Source organism: Promicromonospora thailandica (assembly GCF_024171955.1).
Classification (GTDB): domain Bacteria; phylum Actinomycetota; class Actinomycetes; order Actinomycetales; family Cellulomonadaceae; genus Promicromonospora; species Promicromonospora thailandica.
Genome location: NZ_JAMTCS010000007.1, coordinates 233386 through 249490 on the forward strand (window position 1 = coordinate 233386; position 16105 = coordinate 249490).

Genomic DNA, 16105 nt, shown 5'->3' on the forward strand with positions numbered 1-16105 from the left:
TCTGCGTGCATATTGTCTGACCTTCGGCAGACGCCGACATGGCCGTCCCCTGACGATCCCGGGTGACAAGCGCGGTACTTCGAACGTGCGTTCTGGTAACCCCGACCAGAACCTCCGTGGGCCTTGACGGAGTCGTCGGAGACGGGTCGTACAGGGGCCGTGGGAGCCTGCTGGAACCCGGCCAGGACCCCAGAAATCACCCTGTGGAGAAAGGTTGTGGAGGAGTGCCTCCAAACACCCCAGGATCCCGGGTTTTCGCCGTTCAGAAGGTAGTATGGAGGGGTCAACCGCGCCGGGTTCCCAGGATCGTCCTGAGAGCCCGGAACGCTGAGCACCGACGAGCCGTCGGACAGCCCCCAGCACCCGAGCACGGCATGGACCTCAGGGGTCCGTGCTGCTCGTGCAGCCGCTGGTACGTCCGTCGTGGTGCGCATCGTGTGCCTGAAAGACGAGGAGCAACCCCGCCCGTGACAGAGCGAATCGACGGCGGCTACGACGCCGGGAACATCACCGTCCTGGAAGGTCTCGAGGCCGTTCGTAAGCGACCGGGCATGTATATCGGATCGACCGGTGAACGCGGGCTCCACCACCTTGTGTACGAGATTGTGGATAACGCTGTGGACGAAGCCCTCGCGGGCCACGCCACGGAGATCGACGTGCGCCTTCTGCCCGACGGCGGCGTGCGTGTCACCGACGACGGTCGAGGCATCCCGGTCGCGATGCACCCGACCGAGGGCAAGCCCACCCTCGAGGTCGTCATGACGATCCTGCACGCCGGCGGCAAGTTCGGTGGCGGCGGGTACGCCGTCTCCGGCGGCCTGCACGGCGTGGGCATGTCCGTGGTGAACGCACTGAGCACCCGGTTCGTCTCCGAGGTGCGGCGCGACGGGTACCACTGGCGCCAGGAGTACACCGAGGGCGGCAACCCGATCACGGGCGTCGAGCGCCTGGAGCCGCTGGCCGACGACGAGCACACCGGCACCACCCAGACGTTCTGGGCGGACGGCTCGATCTTCGAGACCACGGAGTACGACTTCGAGACCCTCCGCGCGCGGTTCCAGCAGTACGCCTTCCTGAACAAGGGCCTCAAGATCACGCTGACCGACGAGCGTGCCGGGCACTCGTCCGCCACGGACGAGGTCACCGGGGCCGAGCCCGAGGTGGCGGCCGACGGCGTCGAGGAGGTCGCCGACGCCGACGGGCAGTCGCAGGACGCGGCGCGCACCGTCACGTACAAGTACGACGACGGCCTCATGGACTACGTGCACCATCTCAACTCGGCGAAGCGCGTCGAGCTCATCCACCCCGACGTCATCTCGTTCGAGAGCGAGGACACCGAGCGCAAGATCGCGGTCGAGATCGCACTGCAGTGGACGAGCGCGTACAGCGAGTCGGTGCACACCTTCGCGAACACGATCTCGACCACGGAAGGTGGTACGCACGAGGAGGGTTTCCGTGCGGCGATGACCACGCTGGTCAACAGCTACGCACGCGACAAGGGCATCATCAAGGAGAAGGACGAGAACCTCACGGGTGACGACATCCGCGAAGGCCTCACCGCCGTCATCTCCGTGAAGCTCGGCGAGCCGCAGTTCGAGGGTCAGACCAAGACCAAGCTCGGCAACACGGAGGCGAAGACCTTCGTGCAGCGCGTGGTGCGCGAGCAGCTCACCGACTGGTTCGACGCCCACCCGAACGAGGCGCGTGACGTCATCCGTAAGGCAATCCAGGCCTCGCAGGCCCGCATCGCCGCCCGCAAGGCGCGTGAGGCGACCCGCCGCAAGGGGGTGCTCAACGGCGCCGCCATGCCGGGCAAGCTCAAGGACTGCCAGTCGCGGTTCCCGGACGAGTGCGAGATCTACGTCGTGGAGGGTGACTCGGCCGGCGGCTCCGCCGTCCGCGGCCGCAACCCGCACAACCAGGCGATCCTGCCCCTGCGCGGCAAGATCCTGAACGTGGAGCGGGCGCGGCTGGACAAGGCGCTGTCCAACGCCGAGGTCCAGGCGCTCATCACCGCCTTCGGCACGGGCATCGGCGAGGACTTCGACATCTCGAAGCTCCGGTACCACAAGATCGTGCTCATGGCCGACGCAGACGTCGACGGCCAGCACATCTGCACGCTGCTGCTCACCCTGCTGTTCCGGTACATGCGCCCGCTCATCGAGCACGGACACGTGTACCTCGCGCAGCCGCCGCTGTACCGCATCAAGTGGAGCAACGCCCCGCACGACTACGTGTACTCCGACCGGGAGCGCGACGCGTTCCTCGAGGCCGGCGCGGCGCAGGGCAAGCGCATCCCCAAGGACAACGGCATCCAGCGCTACAAGGGCCTGGGCGAGATGGACTACTCCGAGCTCTGGGACACCACCATGGACCCGGACCACCGGACCCTGCTCCAGGTGACCATGGACGACGCGGCCGCCGCCGACGAGATCTTCTCGATCCTGATGGGCGAGGACGTGGAGTCCCGGCGCACCTTCATCCAGCGCAACGCCAAGGACGTGCGGTTCCTTGATATCTGAGGAGTGAGCTTGCGAGCCCCGCAGGATGTCAACGTGAGCCCAGACATCTGACGCGACACGGCGCGGGGCGGACGGCCCCGGACGATGTCGACGTGAGACGAAGTGACACGCCCACCGGCGTGGAAAGGAAGTACAGACGGTGACGGACGAGACCCCCGGCGTGGAGAACTCCGACGACGGAATGCCCACAGAGGACGCGCGCGTCGCGGTGCATCACGGCCGCGTCGAGCAGGTGGACCTGCAGCTCGAGATGCAGCGGTCGTACCTCGACTACGCGATGAGCGTGATCGTCGGCCGGGCGCTGCCCGACGTGCGAGACGGGCTCAAGCCGGTGCACCGCCGGGTCATCTACGCGATGTACGACGGCGGCTACCGGCCCGACCGGGCGTTCTCCAAGTGCTCGCGCGTCGTGGGCGACGTCATGGGCAAGTACCACCCGCACGGCGACACCGCGATCTACGACACCCTCGTGCGCCTGGTGCAGGACTGGGTGCTGCGATACCCGCTCGTCGCGGGCCAGGGCAACTTCGGCTCGCCGGGCAACGACCCTGCGGCTGCCCCGCGGTACACCGAGTGCAAGATGGCGCCCCTCGCGATGGAGATGGTGCGCGACATCGAGAAGGGCACGGTCGACTTCCGGCCGAACTACGACGGCCGCACGCAGGAGCCCGTCGTCCTCCCCGCGCGCATCCCGAACCTCCTGGTCAACGGCTCGGCAGGCATCGCCGTCGGTATGGCCACGAACATCCCGCCGCACAACCTGCGGGAGGTGGCGGACGGCGTCCGCTGGCACCTCGCCCACCCCGAGGCCACGCGCGAGGAGCTGCTCGAGGCGCTCATGCAGCGCATCAAGGGCCCCGACTTCCCCACGGGCGCGCAGATCCTGGGCCACAAGGGCATCGAGGACGCGTACCGCACGGGCCGCGGCTCCATCACGATGCGTGCCGTCGTGAACGTCGAGGAGATCCAGAACCGGATCTGCCTGGTCGTCACCGAGCTGCCGTACATGGTCAACCCGGACAACCTGGCGTCGAAGATCGCCGACCTGGTGAACGACAACAGGATCCAGGGCATCGCGGACATCCGCGACGAGACGTCGGGCCGCACCGGTCAGCGTCTGGTGATCGTGCTCAAGCGCGACGCCGTCGCGAAGGTCGTGCTGAACAACCTCTACAAGCACACCCAGCTGCAGGAGAACTTCAGCGCGAACATGCTCGCGCTGGTGGACGAGGTGCCTCGTACCCTCAGCATCGACGCCTTCGTGCGGCACTGGACCACGCACCAGATCGAGGTCGTGCGCCGGCGTACCGAGTACCTCCTCAAGGAGGCGCAGGACCAGATCCACATCTACGAGGGCTACCTGAAGGCCCTCGACGCGCTGGACGAGGTCATCGCGCTGATCCGCCGCTCCCCTGACGCCGACCAGGCGCGGAGCGGTCTGATGGACCTGCTGGCGATCGACGAGCAGCAGGCGAACGCGATCCTGGCGCTGCAGCTGCGCCGCCTCGCGGCCCTCGAGCGCCAGCGGATCCTCGACGACCACGCCAAGCTGCAGGCCGAGATCGACGACTACCAGGACATCCTGGCGAAGCCGGAGCGGCAGCGGGCCATCGTGGGCGAGGAGCTCGACGAGGTCACCGACCGCTGGGGCGACGAGCGGCGCACCACGATCCTCCCGTACGACGGCGACATGTCGATGGAGGACCTCATCCCCGAGGAGGACGTGGTCGTCACCATCACGCGCGGTGGCTACGCGAAGCGGACGCGGACCGACAACTACCGCTCCCAGAAGCGGGGCGGCAAGGGTGTGCGCGGCGCGCAGCTGCGCGAGGACGACATCGTGGACCACTTCTTCACGACGACGACCCACCACTGGATGCTGTTCTTCACCAACCTCGGCCGCGTCTACCGGGCGAAGGGGTACGAGCTGCCGGAGGGCGGCCGCGACGCCAAGGGACAGCACGTCGCGAACCTCCTGGCCTTCCAGCCGGGCGAGCGGATCGCCCAGGTGCTCGACATCCCGGACTACGAGGCCGCGGACTACCTGGTCCTGGCCACGCGCCGGGGCCTCGTGAAGAAGACGCGGCTCGGTGAGTACAACTCCCCGCGGTCGGGCGGCCTCATCGCGATCAACCTGCGCGAGGACGCCGACGGCGCCGCCGACGAGCTGGTCTCGGCCCGTCTGGTGAACGCGGACGACGACCTCATCCTCGTGTCGCGCAAGGGTCAGTCCATCCGCTTCCACGCGGACGACGAGTCCATCCGCCCGCTGGGACGTGCCACGTCCGGCGTCACCGGCATGAAGTTCCGCGAGGACGACGAGCTGCTCGCCGCGGATGTCGTCGTGGAGGGCGCGGACCTCTTCGTGGTCACCGAGGGCGGGTTCGCCAAGCGCACGCGCATCTCCGAGTACCGCATCCAGGGCCGTGGCGGCCTGGGCATCAAGGTGGCCAACCTCGTGGAGGCACGGGGTGATCTTGTGGGTGCTCTTGTGACGCACGCGGACGACGAAGTGCTGGTGATCATGGAGCGCGGCAAGATCGTGCGGTCCGCGGTGGCCGAGGTCAACCTCACCGGGCGGAACACGCAGGGGGTAACCTTCGCAAAGCCGGACAAGGGCGACAGGATCATCGCCGTCGCGCGGAACGCGGAGCGTGAGGACGCGGGCGATGGGACGGGCGCCGTGGACGAGATCTCCGACGGCGAGTCGGCCGAGCGGGTTACCGTGGAAGAGATCCCGACCCCTGACGAAGTTCCGAGCACCCCTGAGGACAGCACCGGACGCGAGGACAGCTGATGACGAGTGACAAGAGCGGGCCCGTGCGCACGGCGTCGCCCGAGCTCGACGAGGACCTGGACGACACCAGGGTCCGCAAGGACGTGAACCGGGAGCCGACCCCGGCCGAGACCTCGGAGACGAAGCAGGCAGGGGCGGGCTCGGACGCACCCGAGACATCCGACACCGAGGCGGCGTCGGGCGGCAGCTCGAAGGACGGTGCCGCGCCGGAACCGGTCGCGGTCGTGACGCCGCCGGCGCCCCCGGCCCCGACCGGCGCCCGGCCGGCCAAGCCCGCGGGGGCGGCGACGTCGGACCAGGCCACGCCGAGCCCGGCCACGCCGGCCGAGGCCAAGCCCGCCCCGGGCGCGGCGCCGGCCGCCGCGTCGGCGCCGAAGCAGTCCGGTTCAGCTGTCCCGACGACCGGCGGGATCTGGCGCTCCGCCTATGAGGCGGGCCGCTCGGACAAGGACCAGGAGCCCGCGGAGGAGTCCGCGACCTCGCAGGCCGCCCCGCGTGACGCGAGCACCGAGGCGAAGTCGTGGAACCGCGTCACCGCCCCGGACGTGCCTCCGGCTCCCCCGGCGCCGGCCGACGGCTCGGAGGGCGTTCGCGCGGGTGCGATGAAGGCCGCTCAGGCCGCTCTCGACGCTGCCCGCAGCGCTGCCAAGAAGGTCTCGTCGATCGGGTCGGACGAGGAGGAGCGGACTTCCGCGGCGCCCAGCACCGCCAACGCCCGCCCCGAGATGCACTACACGGCAGCGGGCGTGCGTGGCACCGCCACACCGGCGCCTGCCGGCGCGACGGGCGGGCCCCGCCCGGCGTCGGTGCCCACGCCAGAGGTGTCGCGTCCGGCACCCGCCGGCCCGCGCCGGGTGCGGCTCGCGATCTCCCGCGTGGACCCGTGGTCGGTCATGAAGCTGGCGTTCCTGCTGGCCGTCGCGATCGCGATCATGACCGTCGTGGCCACCGCGGTGTTCTGGTCCGTGCTGGACGGCTTCGGCGTGTTCACCACGGTGCAGAGCTTCGTGGAGGACGCCGTCGGCCCGCAGAGCAACGTGAACCTCACGCAGTTCGTGGAGTTCCCCCGCGTCATCTCGCTCGCGACGCTGATCAGCATCTGCAACATCGTGCTGCTCACTGCGATCGCGACGATCATGGCGTTCCTGTACAACATCACGGCAGCGCTGGTGGGCGGCGTCCACCTCACGCTGACCGACGACTGACCAGCACTACCTCGAGCGTTCCCGTGCGCTGCAGCGCACGGCTCGACGCACGTCACACCGCGGACCGCCATTTCGGTTTGGGACATCGTCCCGACCTGGGGTAATCTCCAGTGTCGCGACAGCGTGCAGAACGCTCGCACGGGGCTATAGCTCAGACGGTTAGAGCGCTTCCCTGATAAGGAAGAGGTCGGAGGTTCAAGTCCTCCTAGCCCCACTCCCCGGACCCGCCGAGGCTCCCCAGGAGGATCTCGTGAAGAAGCTGCTGATCGTGCTGCTCGCCGCTGGTGCCGGGTATGTCCTCTGGCGCAAGCTCAACGAGGACGCATCGGGCCGTGATCTCTGGTCCGAGGTCACCGACTCGATCGACTGAACGCCCCGCTGCGGGGCCATGGCGCAATTGGTAGCGCACCTGCTTTGCAAGCAGGGGGTTGCGGGTTCGAGTCCCGCTGGCTCCACCCCGCCCCACCTGCACTGATACCCATCGGTGCAGGTGGGTTTTTTCGTGCCCGAGCCGGAAAGTGCCTATTCGGGAGCCTATGCGGCGTCATCGTCGTCCTCCTTCGATGCGTTGAGCACCGGAAACACGGCGTCCATGATCGCCGCTCCGGACTGGAGTACCGGGCGGAGTTCGTGCCGGTAGACCAGTTCGGTGACCGCCGTTCCCGAGTGCCCCATCAGGCGCGAGATCTCCTCCACCGGCATCCCGTTCTGCGAGAGGATCGACACGAACGAGTGCCGCAGCTCGTAGGTGATCCAGTCGTCCGGGTCGATCCCCGGCACCAGGCGCAGCGCGTCGCGGAACATCCGAAGGACGTTGTGCGCGTCCTGGAGCGTGCCGACGCGCGACGGGAACACGAGCCCATTCTCTTGCCAGCGGTCGCCCGCCTTCCGCCGCATTTCTTCCTGGGCCTTCTGGTGATCCCGCAGCACAGCGCCGACGTACCCCGAGATCGCCAGCGTGCGACGCGACTTCGGGGACTTCGTGTCGCCACCGAACCGGACCGAGCGCCAGACCTCGACGTGCGGGGCAAGACCGTTCGCCGGTTCGAGGTGAACACGGTCCCACCGGAGAGCGCGCGCTTCCTCCGGTCGAACGCCGAGCAGCAGCGACAACACGATGTAGGCGTGCATGTGGTGGTCGCGTGTCTTGTCGAGCAGATCAGAGGCTTGCTCCAGCGTCAGCGACTTCGACGGTCTGCCTGTCCTGCCCTTCGGTGGCGGGCACAGGTCGACCACGTTCCTCTCAGCGAGGCCGTGCTTCACCGCACGCTCGATCGACCTCCGGAGCACCGAGCGCACCTGCTTCAGACTCGACGTGGCGAGTTTCGGCGTCAGGCTCAACAGCCACCGGTCCACCTCGTCAGGCCGCAGGTCCTTAACTCGGCGTCGGCCGAGGTACGGCTTGATGTACAGGCGGTAGTCGTCCTCGTTCCCCTCCCTAGTCTTCTCCCCCACGTTCGACCGCCCGAGTTCGAGCCACTGCTCAACGACCTGCGAGACGGTGACCCGCTCCCAGCCGTGGACAAGGCCCGCCTCATGCTCGCGGATCCGCTTCCGCAGCGCACGAAGTGCAGCCTCCTCATCCTTGCCCGACGCCTTCGGGCGAAGTCGAGTGCCCTTCGCGGTGAACCCCAGGTCAGCCTGGGCGATCCAGACGCCGCGACTCTTGTCGAAGTAGACCGTGTGATCACCCTTGGCCCGCCGCGTCTTGTCCTCCTGCTGCTCGCTCATGCCGCAGCCTCCAGCGCGTTGACGTACTCGGTCAGCGCCGCAACAGGTACCAGCCGCCGAGCACCCACCTTGACCGTGCGCAGCCGTCCCGAGCGGATCAGCTCATAGGTGACCGACCGCGACAGCCGCAGCGCATGGGCTGCCTCTTCCACCCGGTAGAGCACCGGGACCACCTCAGCGACGACGGCAAGCGCCGTGTTCTTCCTGGCCATGATCTTCCCCTCTCAGATTCGTGGTCACGCAGCGTCGCTGCGCCGGACATCGGCGCGGTGTTGGTCGTATTGGCGGGCACGGTCGGCCGCAGCGTTGGCGAGGGCGGCATCGTGGCTGGTCTCCCAGCCCTGGCCGTCGAACATCCAGTTCCCGACGACGAGCGTGCTGTCGTCGTCGTCGGCCAAGAGCCGGGCTTCCAGGTCGGCCACATCGAGCGGTTGCCCGGAGCGTTGGGCGTCGGCCTGGAGGCGAGCGAACTTCGCACGAGCTTTCCGGAGCCGCGTCAGCGTCACCGAGTAGGCCCGCGACCTGGTGGAGAAGTGGCCACGGAACCCGAGCATGGGAGCGCAGGCTCCGAGCCGGTCATAGATTCCGCGTTCCCCGTCGTCGAGGTCCGGGCGACCGGAAGCCCACCAGCGGGAGGACAGCGACTCGCACACGGCCTGGAGGTGCTCGAGGTGCGGCAGGGCCTTGCCGTCGTGGGTATCGGTGCCAGCGCTTTTGGTGGCGTACTTTGCGAGGTACCCAGCGACCTGCTCAGCGGTCAGCGTCTCGGTTTGGCCGGCGTCCGTCAGGCGGCTGGTCAGCACGGGATGCGCGTCGAGCTGCGACCCGAACCGCAGGGTCCGTTCGGTGTCGTCGGCGTCGACCGGAGGCGCGGTGAACCGCACGGTGTGACCGGCCTCAGCGACCAGGGATGCGAGGGTGTCAGCGTCCAGCGGTGCGGGCGAGCCGGGGCCGTCGGGGCCGTCGAGGCGGACCAGGGCGTGGAAGTGGATCGCCCCACGGGCTTGGTACTCCGCGACGCGGGCGAACTGCACCGAGGCGCGAGTCTTGAGGTCTCGTTCGTCGACGCCGAGCCGGGCGGCGAGGGCGCGCTTCATCGCGATCTGGAAGCGGCGCCACAGTTCCGGGGCGTGGTACTGCCACACGATGGCGGTGTCCCAGTCGTAGCAGTCCGAGCAGAGCGGGACGCCGAGCATCGCGTCTCCGGCGTGGTGGGTGCGGTTGCAGCCGATGGGGCGACCGTGGGCGCAGCGTTGCGCGGAGTCGCGAGGGCGGCAGCGTGCGGGGGTGCCGTCCTTCTTCCTCCGGGTGCCGTGGACGTGACCGAACGACGGGGCGGTCAGGGTCGCGAACACGACCGGCGCGGACTTCACCGAGGCGGGCACGGTCTTGCCGCCGACCAGGCCAGCGCGGATGACCTCGAACATGTCCCGGGCGTAGACGCGGGAGCAGGCAGGGCACTTGTCGGCGCGCCGGTTCCCGCACGGGACCATGAGGACACCGGCCCTGGTGTCGCGCCAGGTGGCGAAGTCGTCCAGGACCTCACCGGTGCCGGAGTCGATCCGCATCGAGGACCCGACCAGGCGCACGGGGTGCGAGCAGTAGCCGACCTTCGCGGCCTGGGTGTTCCAGGCGTCGAAGGACGCATCCGACAGGCGCGCGGACAGCGCGGTACGGGCGTCGGCCGGAAGGGTGGTGGGGTCGACGGCGGGCAGGGCACCGGACCCGGGCCACACCGCCGACACGTACGAGGAGACGAGCGGGTGTTGCAGCGGGTCGGCCACCACGGGGCCGGTCAAAGCCTGCCCTCTGACGCGGCCCGAGCCTCGAACCGAATCTCTTCGGCCAGTTCCTCCAGGCTCGACATCGCCGCACCGGCCGTCTCGGCTCCGAGGAAAGCGGGCATGCCCGGATCGGTCAGGCGCGTCACGATCGGGCCGAGCGCCCACCGCAGCTCCAAGACCCGAGCAGCGAGGACGGTTAGTTCCTCCCCGAGCCGCGTGTCAGCACTCGTGACGGCGGTCATCGGATGCCGCCTTCGTCCTGGGCGATGCGGATGTGGCTGTTCAGTTCGTCGCGCAGCGTCCACACCTTGTCGAGCGCGAACAGTGCCTCTCCGCCGCAGTAGCAGCCGGGCGTGGTCACTTCCTCCAGGCGGGACTCTGCGCGACGCAGCAGCGCCTCCGCCGCCAGAACATCACGCAGAGCCAGTTCCACCGCCTCGTACGAACGCTTGGACTCGACGTAGGTCTGTCCCGGACGCATCGCGCCTTGCTCCGTCAGAACTGTCATGGCCGATCCCCTTGTCGTGAGCACCGATGGACACATCTTTAAAGAAGTGGCTGACACCACTGTGAGTCACCTCTTTAAGGATGTCAACGACATCTGCAAAGAAGTAGACTGGAGGAGTCCAGGCGGGTTGCGAGTGCCCCACGGGAGACGCATAGGGTTGAGGCATGTCTAAAGAGGCGAAGCACGGAGTGGCGGAGGCCATCGCCGCCGACCTTCGCGACGCCATCGAGCGCGGGGAGTACGGGCCGGGCGACCAACTGCCAGGAGAGAACGCGCTCATCAAGGAGTACGGCGCTGCGCGCCTCACTGTGCGCAGCGCACTCGGCATGCTCCAGGCCGAAGGGCTGACGACCACTAGACGCGGCGTCGGGGTCTTCGTGCGCTCCTTCGACCCGATCGTGCGAAACGGCATCAGCCGTGTCAGCGCGCGGAAGTGGAAGGCCGGACGCAGCGTTTGGGACGACGAGACCCGTGGGCGGCGTCCGACTGTCGACCACATCGAGATAGTCCCGGAGGCCGAAGCACCGGGGGACGTCGCGGCGATCTTCGACAGCACGGAGGAGGTCGCAACACGGCGACGGCGCTACCTGCTGGACGACAAGCCCGTCATCGTCGCTACGTCCTACCTCCCTGCGAGCCTCGTCGCAGGGACCCGGATCCTGGAAGAGGACACCGGCCCTGGCGGCATCTACGCGCGCCTCGCTGATCTTGGGCAGGCACCGGCGCACTTCCGCGAGGACATCCTCAGTCGCATGCCGACCAAGGCCGAGACCGAGGAACTCGCGATCCCTGCAGGGACTCCGGTGTTTGTGCTCACGCGAACGGCTGTCACCGAGGCAGGCGATCCGGTCGAGGTCAACGTCATGGTCATGGACGCCGGGGCCTATGTTCTCCGCTACGACTTCGACGCATAGGTGATTGGGGAGTCCAGTGGGATTGGACTATGAGCTGTTCGCGCGGCACATGAACATAGGCAACCCACTGGAATGCTTCCTGAAGGGACATCTCTGGCTCGAATCCTGTGTAAATAACGCCATGGAGGCACATCTTGCGAACCCGGATGCGCTCCGCGTCGACAGGATGACGTTCTCGGCGAAAGTGAGTCTCTGTGACGCGCTGGGAGCGTTCACCAGTGCCGACCTTCGAGCCCTTCGTACTCTGAACAAGCTGCGAAACCGCCTGGCGCACCAACTCGATGCCGATTTCGACGAGGCAGAACTACTCGCGATCGGCAACGAGCTCGACGGACACACGGCACACCTCTACCACAGCCCTGAGCGTGAAGAGGGCGACGGGGTCCAGGCGACCATCGTGTTTATCATCTTCGCGCTGGTGACCAGCCTTGAGTTCCAGAACATGCGTGCCGTGTACCACAAGCGCTATCAGACAGAGCACATCGCCTTCGCTGCCCGCACGATGGTGCGCAGGAACATGAGCCGCTACAACCCGAGCTTGGGCAGTTACGACCCCGAGCGCGACGATCCCGCAATCCGGGAGCAAGTCGGCCTTCCGGAGCCACCGCAACCTCGTGATGTGTGGGACGGTCTCTCCTTTCCAGGTCAGACTGGCCTCAGCGACGACAGTGCGGCTCCGTGATGAATTTCCTTACTGTCTCAAGGCGCGCCGCTGGCGCGCAGGGCCGCGCGTCGGCGGGGCCCCGCGACAGGGCCCCGCGACCTCCGGCGCCTGGCGGCGCCTGCGGCCGCACCCCGTCGCACCCCACCGCCTCGCGGCCCAGACATGACAAAGACGGTCCCGACTTCAGCAGTCGAGACCGTCTCTCTGTTACAGCTCATGCCCTCCGGGGGCACCTGCCGGAATCAAGAGGATCGAGGGAACCGCGGTGCCCCTGGTCCTCCGTCATCCATTGGCTTCACCGGGACCCTGACACCGAACCCGCCGGCAGGGCAACCCGTCCCGCCGACGACGAGCACCACGCACCGACACGCGATGAGCGGGACGGGTTGCCCTGCCGGCAGAACCGATGTCCGAGACGTGCCCCGCGCCAACGGATGACGGAGGACCAGGGACCCCGAGCCGGGAGAATATTGAGTCACAAACCCGCAGGGCTCCGGTGCCAATCTGGGTGCCAGATTGGGTGCCCCAGCACGGACAAGCCCGGACGTCCACGGACAGAGCATCCCGGGAAAACGGCTGTATCCCAAGGGTCGAGAGCCGTTTGCAAGCAGGGGGTTGCGGGTTCGAGTCCCGCTGGCTCCACATCGACCCACCTGCACTGATACCCATCGGTGCAGGTGGGCTTTTTCGTGCCCGGACGGCGCCCGCCTGGGAGCGTTCCCACGCGGAGCCGTGTGGAAGGACCGGGAGACTACGTATGCCCGGATAGTGGTGACCACGTATCTTTGCCCGTTCGAGGCCGTTTTCACCCCCGATCGAGGGTCGGAGACTGACAAGGAAAGACCCCTTCCATATCGTCGAGAGCGAGGGGCAAGCACCACCACACTGACCGGCCCCTCGTCATCACGAGGAGGACCGAGTGTCCCTGACCAGGAAACTCATCGGCAGCGCCGCCGTACTGACCGCAGCCGTATCGGCCGCCGTGGTCGTCACCCCGTCCGCCGCCGCAGTGCCCGACACCATCCCGCTCACGATCTCGAACGACTCGGGCCGGAGCGACGAGGTGTTCATCTACGTGCTCGGTGAGACGGGCGGCGAGCTCGGCTACGCCGACGCCGCCGGCACGTTCCACCCCTGGCCCGACGCCGGGAGCGTGCCGGAGCCGGCCCCGGACGCGTCGATCGCCGGCCCCGCCGTGGGCCAGGACGTCACGATCCAGATGCCCAAGCTGTCCGGACGCGTCTACTTCTCGTACGGCAGCAAGCTCGACTTCAAGATCGTCAACGACGGTCAGCTCGTGCAGCCCGCCGTGCAGAACCCGAGCGACCCCAACCGCGACATCCTGTTCAACTGGACGGAGTACACGCTCAACGACTCCGGGCTGTGGATCAACAGCACCCAGGTCGACTTCTTCTCGGCGCCGTACCAGACCGGGCTGCGGTCCTCCAGCGGCGAGCTGATGCACACCGGCATGCTGAAGCCCGACGGCTGGAACAACGTCGTCTCCGCCCTGTCGCAGCAGCCCGGCTGGGACAAGCTCGCGCAGACCGGGCCCGACGGCTCGGTACTGCGCGTCCTCTCCCCCGGCCACGGCGTCGGCACGGGACAGATCGACGCGAACGTGCTGTCGGACTACGTCGACCGGGTGTGGAGCAAGTACTCCTCCGAGACCCTGACCGTGGTGCCCTACGGCGACCAGCCGGAGAAGAAGTTCCTCGGCACGGTCTCGGGCGACACGATGACGTTCACCGACACGTCGGGCGCCGTCGTCACGACGTTCCCGAAGCCGTCGGGCGAGTCGATCTTCGGGTGCGCCGGTGACCTCGCGGCCCCCAACGACGACATCGGTGCCATCGCACGCACGCTGTGCGCAGGCTTCAACCGGTCGTCGCTGCTCGACAGCACCACCCAGCCCACCCAGGACCCGGCAGGCTTCTACCAGGACTCGGTGACGAACTACTACGCCAAGTACATCCACGAGCAGATGGCGGACGGCAAGGCGTACGCGTTCGCCTTCGACGACGTCGTCAACCAGGAGTCGCTCGTGCACGACGGCGACCCCACCGAGGCGTTCATCCAGCTCGACCCGTTCACCGGGTCGGCCTCGCCGATCGGCGGCTGACCGCGGGCCCCGCGAGGAGCTGAGAACGCGAGAGCGCCTGCCCGGCGTCGCACGAGCACAGGCTCCGCGACGCCGGGCAGGCGCTGCTCGTCGTCCGGCCTCAGCCCTGCTTCTTGCTCTTCCCAGAGGTCTCGGACTTCTCGGCCTCGGCCGGTGGCACCTCGTCCACAAGAGGCTGCTCCGTGGGCTCGCCGGGCTCCACCGGGAGGCCCGGCTCGGTCGGCTCGGCCACCGGTGCCGGCTCGGCGGTGATCCCGGTCACCGGATCGGTGACCGGCTCGGTCACGGCGCCGGACGCCGGAGCGCTGTCGCTGCCGTGCCGACCCTTCTGGCCGGTGTCCGTGCCCGCCTTCTGCGCGCGAGCCTTGGCCGCGTCGAGCACCGGCGCCGCCTTCTCCTTGGCCGCGTCGAGCACCGGCGCGGCCTTCTCCAGCACCGGACCGGCCTTCTCCTTGGCGGCCTCGAACGCCGGGGTGGCGGCCGAGTACGCCCGCGCGCCCAGGTCCTTCGCCGTCTGAGCGGCCTTGGCGCCGGCCTCCCGGCCCTTGGTGACGGCGGAACCCGCCGCCGCGCCGACGCCGGACGAGCGGCGGGCGCCGTCCGAGTAGTCGGCTCCCGCACCCTGCTCCCAGGGCTCGGCCCAGGGGTCGGTCTGCGGCTGCGCACGCTTCCAGAACACGTAGCCCGCGACGGCGGCGCCGCCCGCGACCAGCGCGACGACCCAACCCTTGCGCGAACCCTTCCGGTCCGCCTTCTCCGCCGCCTCGGCGGCGGCAGCGGCGGCCAGTGCGGTCCTGCTCTGTGCCGTCGCGGCGTTGGCCGCGGCGGAGTTGAACGCGGAGACCATCTTGGGCAGCAGGTCGTCCACGAGCTTGTCGTGTGCCGTGTCGATCAGCGGTGCGGCCTTGGTCGCTGCCTTCTCGACCTGGGGCGCCGCCGCCTGGAGACTGTCCTGCCATGCCCTCTCGGCGCGTGGTGTGAGCCAGGCGATGAAGTCGTTCACGCGAGGCTGTGCCCAGTCACGTGCGTGCACCGCCCGGCCCCTGGCCTGTGCGGCGAGCGTTCCGGCCTGCGTAGCGGCCCTGGAGCTGACGTCGGAGAGCAGGGCCGAGGCCTCCGCGGCCTTCTCCTTGACCTTCTCGGTGTCGATCTTGGTCGTGTCCACGTAGTCGGTCACCTTCTTACGGGTCATGAAGCTTCCCCCGAACTGTTCAGATACTGCTCAAGGTGCCACTCTGCCACCGACCCGCCGTGCTTGCGAGGGCGGGCGCCGTGGGTGCAGCACCAGCGGGCCGCTCCGTGGGAGGATTGATACATGTTCGCAATCCTGCACACCACCTCCGGTGACATCCGCATCGAGCTCTTCCCGAACCACGCGCCCAAGACTGTCGAGAACTTCGTCGGCCTCGCGACGGGTGAGAAGGCCTGGACGGACCCGCGGACGGGTGAGGAGCGCAAGGACCCGTTCTACGACGGCCTCATCTTCCACCGCGTCATCGACGACTTCATGATCCAGGGCGGCTGCCCGCTCGGGACGGGAACCGGCGGCCCCGGCTACACGTTCAACGACGAGATCCACCCGGAGCTCCAGTTCACCGAGAAGTACCTCCTCGCGATGGCCAACGCCGGCAAGCGCCGCAACCCGGTGACGGGCGAGATCGAGGGCACCAATGGCTCGCAGTTCTTCCTCACCACGGCGGAGACTCCGTGGCTGAACGGCAAGCACACCATCTTCGGCAAGGTGGCCGACGACGCGTCGCGCGAGGTCGTCGACACGATCGGCAAGACGCGCACGCGTCCTGGCGACCGCCCGGTCGAGGACATCACGATCACGTCGGTGACCATCGAGCCCTGAGCA

14 protein-coding genes and 2 tRNA genes are annotated in these 16105 nt (G+C 68.2%); 10 read left to right on the forward strand and 6 right to left on the reverse strand.

Going from position 1 to position 16105, the window contains the following annotated elements; all coding sequences use genetic code 11:
• The first annotated feature begins 467 nt into the window (after nt 1-467).
• The 6 genes from gyrB to APR03_RS12995 all read left to right on the forward strand — a co-directional run bounded on the left by gyrB (nt 468) and on the right by APR03_RS12995 (nt 6979).
• A complete protein-coding gene (gene gyrB / locus APR03_RS12970; protein WP_253836203.1) occupies nt 468-2522 on the forward strand; it encodes a DNA topoisomerase (ATP-hydrolyzing) subunit B in 2055 nt (684 codons plus the stop codon).
• A 139-nt stretch (nt 2523-2661) separates the two neighbouring features.
• Nucleotides 2662-5319 carry a DNA gyrase subunit A gene (gyrA, locus tag APR03_RS12975; RefSeq protein ID WP_372494866.1) on the forward strand — a complete coding sequence of 886 codons (2658 nt, stop codon included), beginning with the start codon at nt 2662-2664 and terminating at the stop codon, nt 5317-5319.
• Nucleotides 5319-6524: a DUF3566 domain-containing protein gene (locus APR03_RS12980; protein ID WP_253836204.1), complete on the forward strand. Its 1206-nt coding sequence runs from the start codon at nt 5319-5321 to the stop codon at nt 6522-6524. The genes gyrA and APR03_RS12980 overlap by 1 nt, the downstream gene beginning before the upstream one ends.
• 140 nt (nt 6525-6664) lie before the next feature.
• A tRNA-Ile gene (locus APR03_RS12985) sits at nt 6665-6738 on the forward strand.
• Nucleotides 6739-6774: 36 nt separating this feature from the next.
• The gene (locus APR03_RS12990) at nt 6775-6894 is read left to right on the forward strand and encodes a DLW-39 family protein (protein ID WP_253836205.1); all 120 of its coding nucleotides are present in this window, start codon (nt 6775-6777) and stop codon (nt 6892-6894) included.
• Nucleotides 6895-6906: 12 nt separating this feature from the next.
• Nucleotides 6907-6979, forward strand: a tRNA-Ala gene (locus APR03_RS12995).
• Between the two features lie 79 nt (nt 6980-7058).
• Here the strand turns inward: APR03_RS12995 and APR03_RS13000 are convergent.
• Genes APR03_RS13000 through APR03_RS13020 form a run of 5 tightly spaced genes read right to left on the reverse strand, consistent with a single transcriptional unit; the run spans nt 7059 to nt 10547 of the window.
• Nucleotides 7059-8255: a site-specific integrase gene (locus tag APR03_RS13000; RefSeq protein ID WP_253836206.1), complete on the reverse strand. Its 1197-nt coding sequence runs from the start codon at nt 8253-8255 to the stop codon at nt 7059-7061.
• A complete protein-coding gene (locus APR03_RS13005; RefSeq protein ID WP_253836207.1) occupies nt 8252-8467 on the reverse strand; it encodes a helix-turn-helix domain-containing protein in 216 nt (71 codons plus the stop codon). The genes APR03_RS13000 and APR03_RS13005 overlap by 4 nt, the downstream gene beginning before the upstream one ends.
• 24 nt (nt 8468-8491) lie before the next feature.
• Nucleotides 8492-10042 (reverse strand): replication initiator, encoded by a 1551-nt coding sequence (locus APR03_RS13010; protein WP_308216496.1) that lies wholly within the window; start codon nt 10040-10042, stop codon nt 8492-8494.
• Between the two features lie 8 nt (nt 10043-10050).
• Nucleotides 10051-10281, reverse strand: a complete 231-nt coding sequence (locus tag APR03_RS13015) for a hypothetical protein (RefSeq protein WP_253836209.1) — start codon at nt 10279-10281, stop codon at nt 10051-10053.
• Nucleotides 10278-10547 carry a hypothetical protein gene (locus APR03_RS13020; RefSeq protein WP_253836211.1) on the reverse strand — a complete coding sequence of 90 codons (270 nt, stop codon included), beginning with the start codon at nt 10545-10547 and terminating at the stop codon, nt 10278-10280. The genes APR03_RS13015 and APR03_RS13020 overlap by 4 nt, the downstream gene beginning before the upstream one ends.
• A 164-nt stretch (nt 10548-10711) precedes the next feature.
• On the opposite strand from APR03_RS13020, the gene APR03_RS13025 reads away from it, so the two are divergent.
• The 3 genes from APR03_RS13025 (at nt 10712) to APR03_RS13035 (ending at nt 14247) form a co-directional block, all read left to right on the forward strand.
• Nucleotides 10712-11461, forward strand: coding sequence for a GntR family transcriptional regulator (locus APR03_RS13025; protein ID WP_253836213.1), 750 nt, complete (start codon nt 10712-10714; stop codon nt 11459-11461).
• Nucleotides 11462-11477: 16 nt separating this feature from the next.
• A complete protein-coding gene (locus APR03_RS13030; RefSeq protein ID WP_253836215.1) occupies nt 11478-12143 on the forward strand; it encodes a hypothetical protein in 666 nt (221 codons plus the stop codon).
• 901 nt (nt 12144-13044) lie between these two features.
• On the forward strand, nt 13045-14247 hold the full coding sequence (locus tag APR03_RS13035; RefSeq protein WP_253836217.1) for a beta-1,3-glucanase family protein: 1203 nt from the start codon (nt 13045-13047) through the stop codon (nt 14245-14247).
• A gap of 100 nt (nt 14248-14347) precedes the next feature.
• Here the strand turns inward: APR03_RS13035 and APR03_RS13040 are convergent, their stop codons facing one another.
• Nucleotides 14348-15439 carry a hypothetical protein gene (locus APR03_RS13040; protein WP_253836219.1) on the reverse strand — a complete coding sequence of 364 codons (1092 nt, stop codon included), beginning with the start codon at nt 15437-15439 and terminating at the stop codon, nt 14348-14350.
• A gap of 123 nt (nt 15440-15562) precedes the next feature.
• Here APR03_RS13040 and APR03_RS13045 point away from each other — a divergent pair, with 123 nt between their 5' ends.
• Nucleotides 15563-16102: a peptidylprolyl isomerase gene (locus APR03_RS13045; protein ID WP_253836220.1), complete on the forward strand. Its 540-nt coding sequence runs from the start codon at nt 15563-15565 to the stop codon at nt 16100-16102.
• Nucleotides 16103-16105 lie beyond the last annotated feature (3 nt).

Excerpts from the sequence above, each read along its gene's own strand:
- APR03_RS13045 (WP_253836220.1), top strand. The coding sequence starts at position 15,563 with ATGTTCGCAATCCTGCACACCACCTCCGGTGACATCCGCATCGAGCTC.
- APR03_RS13015 (WP_253836209.1), bottom strand. The coding sequence starts at position 10,281 with ATGACCGCCGTCACGAGTGCTGACACGCGGCTCGGGGAGGAACTAACC.
- APR03_RS12980 (WP_253836204.1), top strand. The coding sequence starts at position 5,319 with ATGACGAGTGACAAGAGCGGGCCCGTGCGCACGGCGTCGCCCGAGCTC.
- APR03_RS13005 (WP_253836207.1), bottom strand. The coding sequence starts at position 8,467 with ATGGCCAGGAAGAACACGGCGCTTGCCGTCGTCGCTGAGGTGGTCCCG.
- APR03_RS13020 (WP_253836211.1), bottom strand. The coding sequence starts at position 10,547 with ATGACAGTTCTGACGGAGCAAGGCGCGATGCGTCCGGGACAGACCTAC.
- APR03_RS13025 (WP_253836213.1), top strand. The coding sequence starts at position 10,712 with ATGTCTAAAGAGGCGAAGCACGGAGTGGCGGAGGCCATCGCCGCCGAC.
- APR03_RS13040 (WP_253836219.1), bottom strand. The coding sequence starts at position 15,439 with ATGACCCGTAAGAAGGTGACCGACTACGTGGACACGACCAAGATCGAC.
- APR03_RS13000 (WP_253836206.1), bottom strand. The coding sequence starts at position 8,255 with ATGAGCGAGCAGCAGGAGGACAAGACGCGGCGGGCCAAGGGTGATCAC.